The 8,590-nt window shown below is 69.4% G+C and carries 8 protein-coding genes; 2 read left to right on the top strand and 6 right to left on the bottom strand.

The genetic code is table 11. The features are described 5' to 3' along the window. Positions 1-157: 157 nt before the first annotated feature. The 4 genes from E5198_RS13635 to tcuA are packed head-to-tail and all read right to left on the bottom strand — an operon-like array spanning position 158 to position 4,640. A complete protein-coding gene (locus E5198_RS13635) occupies positions 158-949 on the bottom strand; it encodes an electron transfer flavoprotein subunit beta (protein WP_136490544.1) in 792 nt (263 codons plus the stop codon). Between the two features lie 14 nt (positions 950-963). Next, positions 964-2,337, bottom strand: a complete 1,374-nt coding sequence (locus E5198_RS13630; protein ID WP_136490543.1) for an FAD-dependent oxidoreductase — start codon at positions 2,335-2,337, stop codon at positions 964-966. Positions 2,338-2,349: 12 nt separating this feature from the next. Further along, entirely contained in the window at positions 2,350-3,168 is an 819-nt protein-coding gene (locus E5198_RS13625) for an aspartate/glutamate racemase family protein (RefSeq protein ID WP_136490542.1), read from the bottom strand. Positions 3,169-3,179: 11 nt separating this feature from the next. Continuing rightward, entirely contained in the window at positions 3,180-4,640 is a 1,461-nt protein-coding gene (gene tcuA, locus E5198_RS13620) for an FAD-dependent tricarballylate dehydrogenase TcuA (RefSeq protein ID WP_136490541.1), read from the bottom strand. Between the two features lie 381 nt (positions 4,641-5,021). Between tcuA and E5198_RS13615 the strand changes: the two genes are divergently transcribed. Further along, the gene (locus E5198_RS13615; RefSeq protein WP_136490540.1) at positions 5,022-5,201 is read left to right on the top strand and encodes a hypothetical protein; all 180 of its coding nucleotides are present in this window, start codon (positions 5,022-5,024) and stop codon (positions 5,199-5,201) included. 83 nt (positions 5,202-5,284) lie between these two features. Here E5198_RS13615 and E5198_RS13610 read toward each other — a convergent pair whose 3' ends face one another. Further along, a complete protein-coding gene (locus E5198_RS13610) occupies positions 5,285-5,497 on the bottom strand; it encodes a hypothetical protein (RefSeq protein WP_136490539.1) in 213 nt (70 codons plus the stop codon). Between the two features lie 51 nt (positions 5,498-5,548). Here E5198_RS13610 and E5198_RS13605 point away from each other — a divergent pair, with 51 nt between their 5' ends. Continuing rightward, complete coding sequence (locus E5198_RS13605) at positions 5,549-6,379, top strand: HDOD domain-containing protein (RefSeq protein ID WP_136490538.1); 831 nt, start codon at positions 5,549-5,551, stop codon at positions 6,377-6,379. A 7-nt stretch (positions 6,380-6,386) separates the two neighbouring features. Here E5198_RS13605 and E5198_RS13600 read toward each other — a convergent pair whose 3' ends face one another. Continuing rightward, positions 6,387-8,513: a methyl-accepting chemotaxis protein gene (locus E5198_RS13600; protein WP_136490537.1), complete on the bottom strand. Its 2,127-nt coding sequence runs from the start codon at positions 8,511-8,513 to the stop codon at positions 6,387-6,389. Positions 8,514-8,590: the final 77 nt, after the last annotated feature.

Raw genomic sequence — 8,590 nt, 5'->3', positions numbered from 1 at the left:
CGGCGGGCGCCCTCCTCGCCGCCGGCGCGGCCGAGCAGCAGCGCGGCGAAGCCGAGGCCGGCGTCGGCGGCCACCCGCTGGGCGGCGCCGAGGGTCATGTCGAGGGCGTCCTCGCCCCAGGCCAGGGGGATCAGGGCCAGAATCTCGCGTGCTGCGCTCATGCCGCGTTCTCCTCTGTCACGCCACGCAGGTAGCCGGCCAGCGCGCGGGCCTGGCTCGGCACGTCGCCATCCAGCAGCCGGCACTGGCCACCGCGCGGTACTTCGCGGGCCGGGGCCAGGTCGGCGAGGCGGACGCTGCTGTCTTCCGCCGCGCTGGCGGTCACGCTGTCGAAGGTCATCTTCTTGGCCAGCATCACGTTCTTCATCAGCGGGTGGCGCAGCTTGTTGCGCCGGTCGTTGGTCACCGTGGCCAGCAGCGGGCCGGCGACTGTGTGCCACTGCTGGCGGATGCCTCGCTCGCGCAGCAGGCGCACACGGCCGTCCTGCCATTCGGCGTACTGGGCCAGGGCGAACAGCGGCAGGCCGAGGCACGCGGCGAGCAGCACCGGCAGGCTGCCCTCGTCGAGGTCGCCGAACTCGCGGCCGATCAGCAGCAGGTCGGGGATGCCCTCCGCCTCGATCAGCCCGGCGATCTGCGCCGCGCTCAGGCGCGCGTCCCAGGGCCGGCACGGCTGCAGGTCGAGCAGGCGCTGGCGGTCGGGCTTGAAGGCGGCGACGCTGCGCAGCAGGTTGTCGCTGTTGCTGCCGCCGAGCACCAGCACCTCGATGCGGCAGTCCTCGCGGGCGTCGCGCAGCTTGAGCGCCAGCTCCAGGGCGCCCTCGTCGAACGGGCCGAGCTGGCGGCGCGACTGGCCGCTCTCCTCGATCAGCCCGGCGGCGTCGATGTGGATGTCGTGCAGCGGGTAGCGGACGTCGGCCACGCCGGCCAGCAGTACCAGGATGTTCATCGGCCCTTCCTCCTTCAGCCGTGGCAGGCGGTGGCGGCGGCCAGGCGGCCGAAGATCGCCGCCTTGCCCAGCGCCGAGCCGGTCATGTAGGCGGCGCCGTGCAGCCCGCCGACCATTTCGCCGGCGGCCAGCAGGCCGTCGATGGGCTCGCCGAACACGTCGTATACGCGCATCTGCGCATCCACCTTCACGCCGCAGTAGGTGCCGAACACCGCCGCGGTTGACGGGTAGGCGTAGAACGGCGGGCGGGCGATGGTGCGCAGCGTGCCGTGCTGGTGGACCAGGTGGCGGCGGCCAAAGGCCGGGGTTTCGCCCGCACTGACCGCGGCGTTGTAGGCGGCCACCTCGGCGAGGAAGTCGTCGACCGGTAGTTCCAGCAGCTTGGCGAGCTGCTCCAGGCTATCGGCCTCGACGAACAGGCCCTCCTCCAGGCGGCGCTCGAAGTCGAGGATGCGCACGCGGTCGTCGCCGCTTTCCATGATGTCGCGGTCGAGGATCTGGTAGGTCACGCCGTAGGACTGCTGCATGCAGGCGTCGCCGAGCAGCTTGTAGGACAGCGACTCGTCGACGTAGCGGCGACCTTCCTGGTTGACCGCGATGGCGCCCTTGTACACGGCCAGGCAGGCGTGGTGGTTGTTCTCGTCCATCGGGTGTTTGCCGAAGGTGCCCTTGATGTGGACCATGTCGCGCACATCGGCGCCCAGCGCCCAGGCCATGCGCAGGCCGTCGCCCTCATTGCCCTCGCCGCCGATGAACACCGCATTGTCGTACAGCGGAGCGAAGCGGTGGATCATCTCGCGGTCGTGGACGAAGCCGCCGCAGGCGAGGATCACCCCGCGCGCGGCGCGCACTTCCAGCGCTTGGCCGTCACGCTCGGCGCTGGCGCCGATCACCCGCCCGCCGGCGCTGCGCAGCAGGCGGCGGGCGCGGGCATTGCGCAGCACCTCGACCTTGCCGGTGTTCAGCGCGGCCAGCTCCAGCTGGCGCACCATGTCGGCCGGGTCGACGTTGTGCACGCGCGGTACCGACTGCCCGGAGGCGGTCTCGATCACCGGCTGGAAGACCACGCCGTGGGCCTTGAGCCACTCGTAGGTGGCCAGCTGGTGGTCGGCGTAGGCGCGCACCAGCGCCTCGTCGCACTCGCCCTTGCTTACGTCCACCAGGTCGCGGAACAGCAGCTCGGAGGAATCCTCGATGCCACGCTCGCGCTGCAGGTCGGTGCCGGCGAAGGCCAGGCAGCCGCCGCTCATCGCCGAGGAACCGCCGGTGGCGGCGGTCTTCTCCAGCAGCAGCACGTCGACGCCGGCCTCGGCGGCGCTCAGCGCGGCGGCGAAGCCGGCCAGGCCGCCGCCGATCACCAGCAGTTGGGTATTCAGGATCTCGCTCATGTTCATCGCTCCTCAGCGCGGCTCGAGAAACCGCTGGGCCAGGCCATAGAAGGCGAAGATCTCGCGCACCCGCTCGGGGTCGGGCTGGGCGGAGAAGTAGCCGCGGTTGCAGGTGCGGGTGCCGTTGGCGCGCTGCAGGTCGACCATCGACTCGGCCTGCTTGATCCAGGCGCCGAGCGAGTCGAGCACCGGCACGCCGTCCACCTCACTGATGCCGTGGGTGGCGAGCAGCACGTTGAGCGGCGCCTCGCCGGGGATGATCACCTCGGCGCCGGCGGCGATCAGCGCGCGGGCGGCGCTGCGGAAGCGGTCGATCAGCGAGGCCGGATCGCTGAATGCGGCCAGCACGTCGGCGAAGCGGAAGCCGACGTGGCGCACCCCGGCCAGGCGCTGGCCGAGGCCGTGGCGCTGGGCGTTGTCGGTGACCAGCTCGGCCAGTTCGTCGATGAACACCAGCACGCCGAACCGACGGCCCAGGGTGCAGGCGGTGAGCATCGCCGCCTCGCCGTAGCCGACCACCGGGATGCCGAGCAGGCTGCGGATCTCGCGCAGCGCCGGCTCCGGCAGGGTGCTGATGGCGTAGGCGTCGTAGCCCTGCTGCTCGGCGTTGATGCCAGCGGCCATGAACTGCAGGCCGTGCAGGTACTGGATGGCGGCGTACTTGATGTCGTCGCCCGGGTAGTTGCTGCGGTAGGTGCCCGGCTGCATGCCGTGCATGTCGATCACCGTGTCGGGACGGGCGACCTTCCTGAAGTGGGCGCGCAGGGCGGCGTCGTAGGCGCCGAGGTCGCTGAGCACGGTGAAGCTCTGGTGCCAGATGCGGATGGTCATGGGATGTCCTTTTAGCGTTGGGCAGCGGCCGCGGCGCCGGCGATGCGGCCGAGCACCGAACCCGAGGTGAGGCCGGCGCCGCCGGCGTACTTGACGTAGTAGAGGTTGCCGACCAGCTCGCCGGCGGCGTACAGGCCGGGGATCGGCTGGCCGTCCTCGTCGATCACCTGCGCCCCGCTGTTCACCTTGAGGCCGCCGAAGGTGAAGGTGATGCCGCAGGTCACCGCGTAGGCGACGAAGGGGCCGCGCTCCAGCGGGTTGGCCCAGTTGGACTTGGGAATCGCCAGGTCCTGGGTCGAGCGGCCGTCGCGGATCGCCGGGTTGAACGGCACCTCGCGGCGCACGGCGGCGTTGAACTCCCGGAGGGTGTCGAGCAGCGCGTTGACGTTGACGCCTTCGAGCTTGCCGGCCAGCTCCTCGAGGCTGTCGGCCTGGATGCGGGTGGCGTGGCGCACGCGGTACTCGTCGGGCAGCAGGTGCTCGCTGTGCTGGTCGAACAGCTGCCAGGCGACGCCGCCCGGCTGCTGCAGGACCTTGGCGCCCATCCCCGAGTAGGTGTAGTTGCGAAAATCCAGGCCCTCGTCGACGAAGCGCTTGCCGTCGGCGTTCACCACCACGCCGAGGTGGAAGTAGTTCTTCTGCATGTTGAGCAGGTCGAGGTCGCCCAGCTCGGGGGCATTGACGTCGTAGAACACCGCGTGGCAGCCCGACCAGTTGCCGTGGGCCACCGCGCCGACGTCCATGGCCATGCGGATGCCGTCACCGGTGTTGAAGTGCGAGCCGCGCACCTTGGCCAGGTCCCAGCCCGGCCCCAGGTACTTGGCGCGCCATTCGAGGTTGGCGTGGAAGCCGCCGGTGGCGAGGATCAGCCCGGCGGCGCTGAAGCGCTGGCCGTTGGCGCACTCGATCTGCCAGCGCCCGTCGGCGCGGCCGATCCGCTGCGCGCGGCAGGCGTAGTGCAGCTCGACGCCAGTGCGCTCGGCGCGGCGCATCAGCGCCTCGACCAGGCCCAGGCCGCCGCCGGACACCTCGACGGTGAGGCCGCCCCAGAACCTGTACTTGCCGTCGACCTTGAACGCCTGGCGACCGTAGATCGGCATGAAGCGCACGCCCTGGCGGGTCATCCAGCCCAGGGTGTCGAGGCTCTGGCTGACCACGGTGTCGAGCACTTCCGGATCGGCGCGGTACTGGCTCTGCGCGGCCAGCTCGCCGTAGAAGTCGTCCTGGGTGTAGCTGCCGAAGTCGCTGCTCTCGATTTCGCTGTCGAGCAGGTCGGGCATCAGCTGGCGCAGGTCGTCCACCCCGCGATAGGCGACGCGGAACGCGCCGCCGGTGTGCGCCGAGTTGCCACCGCGCATCTCCTCCGGGGCGCGCTCCAGCAGCGCCACCCGCGCGCCCTGCTCGCGGGCCGACAGCGCCGCGCACAGCCCCGCATTGCCCCCGCCGATCACTATGACGTCGAAATCCTGCATGGTCCCCTTCCTCGAATCCGCTGACCTGTTGGGCCGGATTATTTGCAGGGGACGCCGGGGAAGACAGGCAGCCGGGGCGAAGGGGTTGTTCAGTTAAGTTGCAAGATGGTGAGTGCCGCCTTCCTTGCCGGACTCCCGCCATGTATCCCGGGAGACTGGCGCAGATAACCGGCGGCATGGCCGTCCATGATCAGGATAAAGCGAACGGATCATTCGCTTTTCCTGAATGCAGCGGCCGCCGGGTGCGGGCTAAGCTGAGCCTCGACAGGAACCGTGTCGCAACACCATGCAGTGCACCGAAGCGCAACGAGTGGTGTCGCCTGCAAGCGCACGGACCGCACAGCCTCCGCCAACAACAAGAGCAGACAGAGGAGTCGTGTCATGAGCATTGATGGCTATGTCTGGCTGGCCGGCGCACTGGTCGTCAGCCTGGTGATGGTTTTCGGCGGCGACTACGAAGGCAGCACGAACAGCCAGCCGGCCGATGGGTGCCCGGCAGCGCTGTCTCTCCATGGCTGCGTCATACCCTACCTCCACGGCTGGCCGGTCATGCTGCTCTGACGGACGAGACGCGCCGGCCAGGGCAGCGGCGGGCCTGATTGCCCGTCTCGCCGGCCCGGGTCCTGTGGCACAACGGGATCAGGTCACGTTTCCAGCACCGCGATGGCGGCTTCCGCGTGCACAGCGATGGCGCGGACGGCAAACTGGCCGGGTTGCGCATCGGCCACGCCTTCGGCGTCGAGCCCCTGCGGCAATACCCGATGGAGGGGCGCCGGCAGGCGCTGTCCATTGCCCGGGACAGGCGGCCGGCTCGCTCTTGCCTGCCAGATCGGCAATACTGCCGCCTCCAGGCGCAAGCCCTGCGCTCCGCCAGTGTCACACCCAGAATCGACAAGGAACACCAAGCCATGAGCCGACTTGCAGAGACGGTCAGCCGGGAACTGCTACAGGCCATTCGCAATGACCAGCTGGTCCTCCCCACCCTGCCCGAGGCGGCGCTGCGGATTCGCCAGACCGTGCAGCAGCCCGACATCGGCATCGCCGAACTGGCCCGGGAAGTCGGCAGCGACACCGCGCTGACCGCCCGCCTGATCCGGGTGGCCAACAGCCCGCTGCTGCGGGCGCGCACGGAAATCACCGATCTGCAGATGGCGATCAGCCGCCTCGGCATCAACTACACCAGCACCCTGGCCATCGGCCTGGCGCTGGAGCAGATGTTCCGCGCCAAGTCGCCCATCATCGAGCGCAAGATGCACGAGATCTGGAGCAAGAGCCTCGAGGTGTCGAGCATCAGCTATGTGCTGAGCCGCAACTACACGACCCTGGTTCCGGAGCAGGCGGCCCTCGCCGGGCTGGTCCACCAGATCGGCGCGCTGCCGATCCTGACCTATGCCGAGAACCACCCGGAGCTGCTGCAGGACCCGCAGAGCCTGACCTTCATCATCGACGAGGTCCACCCGGTGATCGGCGACCGCATCCTGCACCAGTGGAACTTCCCCGAGTCGATCGCCTCGATCCCCTCCCAGCATCTCAACTTCAGCCGCGACACGAACGATGTCGACTATGCCGATGTCGTCCAGGTCGCCGTGCTGCAGAGCTATCTCGACACCGACCACCTGCTGGCCGGCGTCGACTGGGGCCAGGTAGCCGCCTTCGCCAAGCTCGGCCTCGACTGCGAGGTCGACAGCGCGGAGGACAGCGAACTCGCCTCCTCCCTCGTCGCGGCCATGTCGGCCTGAGACCTGCTCAGCCCTGGGTGACGGCGAACTGCCCCACCAGCTGCTGCAGCTTGCTGGTGGTGTGCCGCACCCGGGAGGTGCTGCCCTGCAGCGTGCGCAGGGTCTGCTGCATGTTCTGGGATACCTGATCGACGCCGCGGATCGTGTCCCCGTAGTGCTGGCTGCGCTGGTCGAGCTGCTTGATCAGCTCGAACATGCGCTGCACCGCCTGCTGCAGGCGCAGGTTCTCGCTGGAACCCTGCTCGGCCTGGCGCAGGCTGGCATCGACGTTCGACACGCCATGGGTCATGAAGGCCACCGCGTCGCGGGTCTCCTCCTGCAGTCCCTCGATCACGTGGCGGATCTCGTCGGCGGCGCTGGCGGTGCGCGAGGCCAGGGTGCGGATCTCCCCGGCCACCACGGCGAAGCCGCGACCGTGGCTCCCGGCCCGCGCCGCCTCGATGGCGGCGTTGAGCGCCAGCAGGTTGGTCTGGATGGTGATCTCGCTGATCAGCTCGACGATGTTGCCGATCTGCCCCATGCGGCTGTCCAGCGACTGCACGCTGCGCGCCGAGCGGTCCACCACGTTGCGGATCGCCTGGGTGCTCTCGCGCGCGCTGCCGATCACCGCCTCCATGGCGCTCTTCATCTCCTCGGCGGTCAGTGAGGCCTGCTGGATCTCGGTCAGCTGCGCCTCCACCAGCGCCAGCATGCTGCCCATGGACTCGGCCACCGCCGTGGAGGTGCTGCAGGCCGCGTTGTTGTGCGCCAGCATCTGCGCATTGGTCTGCCCGACGCTGTGCGAGGCGCGGATCACCTCGCCGACGATGCCGTCGAGGTTGTCGATGAAGCTGTTGATCCAGCGCGCCATGTCGCCGCTTTCGTCGTTGGCCATGCGCCCGCGATCCAGGCGCTGGCTCAGGTTGCCGCCGCCCTCGGCGATGGTGCGGATCACCGCGGTCATCTCGCCCATGCGGCTGGCCAGCCGCCGCGGACCCAGGGCGGCGAACAGCAGCCCGCACAGCCCCAGCAGGCCGAGGTCGAGCAGGTCGAGTACGCCCTGCGGCAGGCCGCTGTAGTGCTGCAGGCCGGTGCTGGCGGCGTACCAGCCGCCCATCACCAAGAGGAAGGTCCGCATCAGCCCGAAGGTCAGCGAGCGGCGCCGGTAGACCTCCTCGAGGTCGGCCTCGCACATCATCCCCCAGCGATCCGGCGAGCCGGGCAACTGGAAGGTCACGCCCTTGCCGACCACCGGCACGTGCCGGTAGTCGGAATAGCCGGGATAGGTGACGAACAGGTTGGCGCCCTTGCGGATGGTCTCGCGCACGCCCGGGTGCAGCTCGCCGGTGGCCGGGTCGACGAAGCGCAGCTCCAGCTCGGTGTGGCGGCGGACCCGCACCGTGCCCCAGCGGGTGTGCACGCCGGTCTTGAGGTTTTCGCCGTGGCTGAAGGTGTTGTCCTCGAAGCGCGAGCGCGACAGCGCGGTGCCCGCCCGGATGCGCGGATCGAAGCGCGACTCGACCATGAACAGGTAGTTGTCGCCGGACTCGGCGTACACGTGCCCGGCCTCGCGCTGGATCAGGTCGCCCAGCACGTCGTTGGGCACCCGCGCGCACAGGCAGCCGAGCAACTGGTCGTCGCGGCGGATCGGCTGATAGAACATCAGCGTCACCTCGTCGTGGAAGCGCGAGCTGGACGGGCCGATGTCGAAGGTCAGCGGGTCGACATAGGGGCCGTGCAGGAACGGCTGGCGCAGGCCGGCCGCCAGGGCCGCGGGGTCGAGATCGCGGGCGTTGCAGTGCCCGGGCCAGCTCGATGCCAGCACCACGCCCTGCGGCGACACCACGAACAGCTCGGAGCAGTCGGCGGACTGGGCGAGCCGCTCCTGCAGCAGGCGGTTGTCCAGCCAGGTGAAGTCGCGCGCCAGGCCATCGGCCAGCTCCGCCAGCCAGGCCCACTGGGTCAGCGCCCAGTTGTGCAGCAGGTGGCTGCGGGTCTGCGCGATGCCCTCGAAGACCTTCTCCACCTCGGCGCAGGTATCGCGGTTCAGCCAGCACGACCAGCCCATGGCCAGCTTGCCGGTCCTGCCCAGCCAGGGCAGCCAGCGGCGTTCGGCCGACGACAGGTCCATGCGCTTGCTTTGCTGTGACGACATCGGGGTTCTTCCGTGCAACAAAAGTGATGACTGCGTCACAGCAAGAAACATGCCATCAAAATGGCGTCATATTGCAG

This window comes from Pseudomonas sp. A-1 (assembly GCF_004801855.1).
Classification (GTDB): Bacteria; Pseudomonadota; Gammaproteobacteria; order Pseudomonadales; family Pseudomonadaceae; genus Geopseudomonas.
This window is presented reverse-complemented; position numbering and strand designations above follow the sequence as displayed.

Excerpts from the sequence above, each read along its gene's own strand:
- E5198_RS13635 (WP_136490544.1), bottom strand. The coding sequence starts at position 949 with ATGAACATCCTGGTACTGCTGGCCGGCGTGGCCGACGTCCGCTACCCG.
- E5198_RS13630 (WP_136490543.1), bottom strand. The coding sequence starts at position 2,337 with ATGAGCGAGATCCTGAATACCCAACTGCTGGTGATCGGCGGCGGCCTG.
- E5198_RS13625 (WP_136490542.1), bottom strand. The coding sequence starts at position 3,168 with ATGACCATCCGCATCTGGCACCAGAGCTTCACCGTGCTCAGCGACCTC.
- tcuA (WP_136490541.1), bottom strand. The coding sequence starts at position 4,640 with ATGCAGGATTTCGACGTCATAGTGATCGGCGGGGGCAATGCGGGGCTG.
- E5198_RS13615 (WP_136490540.1), top strand. The coding sequence starts at position 5,022 with ATGAGCATTGATGGCTATGTCTGGCTGGCCGGCGCACTGGTCGTCAGC.
- E5198_RS13605 (WP_136490538.1), top strand. The coding sequence starts at position 5,549 with ATGAGCCGACTTGCAGAGACGGTCAGCCGGGAACTGCTACAGGCCATT.
- E5198_RS13600 (WP_136490537.1), bottom strand. The coding sequence starts at position 8,513 with ATGTCGTCACAGCAAAGCAAGCGCATGGACCTGTCGTCGGCCGAACGC.